The following is a 1043-nucleotide window of genomic DNA, read 5'->3' on the forward strand; positions in this document are numbered from 1 at the left end:
ACTCGCAACGCCTCGCGCTGCAGAAGCTGTCGTTCGACGCCGATATCGTGCTCGACCTGCACTGCGACAGCGATGCGGTGATGCACCTCTACACGAATCCCGATCTGTGGGCGGACGTCGAGCCGCTGGCGCGCTATCTCGATGCCAAGGCGTCGCTGCTCGCGCTGAATTCGGTCGGCAACCCGTTCGACGAAATCCACAGCTTCTGCTGGTCGGATCTGCGCAACCGCTTCGGCGACCGCTTCCCGATCCCGAACGGCGCGATTTCCGTCACGGTGGAACTGCGCAGCGAACGCGACGTGTCGTACGAGTTCGCCGAAAAGGATGCGCAGGCGATCGTCGAATACCTGACCGAGCGCGGCATCGTCGAAGGCACGCCGGCGCCGCTGCCGCCGCTCGCGCATCCGGCCACGCCGCTCGCGGGCACCGATCCGCTCGTCGCGCCGGTGTCGGGCGTGATCGTGTTCCGCACGCCGGTCGGCGCGATGATCGAGGCCGGCCAGGCCGTGGCCGACATCGTCGATCCGCTGACCGATCGCGTCGTCACGCTGAAGAGCAGCGTGTCGGGCGTGCTGTATGCGCGTCAGGTCGTGCGCTTCGCGACGGCCGGCATGGAAGTCGCGCGCATCGCCGGCGCGACCGCGATCCGCACTGGGTCGCTGCTGTCGGCCTGAACCGGCTGGGCGCGGCCCGCACGCCGGGCCGCGGCGCGCATCGCACGTCATCGGCTGCATCAAACGAAATCGCCCGCTTACGCGGGCGATTTGCTTTCCGGAGCGCGCGTCGGCGGCCGATACCGCGCCGCCGGCCGCTGCTACGTGCGAAGGAAGTTCAGAACGCCGGCACGATCGCGCCGCCGAACTTCTGGTCGATGAACTTGCGCACGTCGTCCGATTCATAGGCCGCGACGAGCTTCTTCACCCACGGCTTGTCCTTGTCCTGCGCGCGCACCGCGATCAGGTTCGCGTACGGGCCGCGCAGATCCTCGATCGCGATCGCATCCTTCACCGGCGTGAGTCCGGCCTTCACCGCGTAATCGGTGT

At 67.9% G+C, this 1043-nt stretch carries 2 protein-coding genes; one reads left to right on the forward strand and one right to left on the reverse strand.

The annotated features are described in order from the left end of the window. Positions 1-674: succinylglutamate desuccinylase/aspartoacylase family protein (locus tag JMF90_RS38245; RefSeq protein ID WP_201326460.1), on the forward strand; the 674-nt coding region annotated here is incomplete at its 5' end. Between the two features lie 157 nt (positions 675-831). Here the strand turns inward: JMF90_RS38245 and JMF90_RS38250 are convergent. After that, the coding region (locus tag JMF90_RS38250; RefSeq protein ID WP_236598143.1) for a MetQ/NlpA family ABC transporter substrate-binding protein at positions 832-1043 on the reverse strand (212 nt) is incomplete at its 5' end.

The sequence above is a fragment of the Burkholderia sp. E168m23 genome (assembly GCF_016586125.1).
GTDB lineage: Bacteria > Pseudomonadota > Gammaproteobacteria > Burkholderiales > Burkholderiaceae > Burkholderia > Burkholderia orbicola.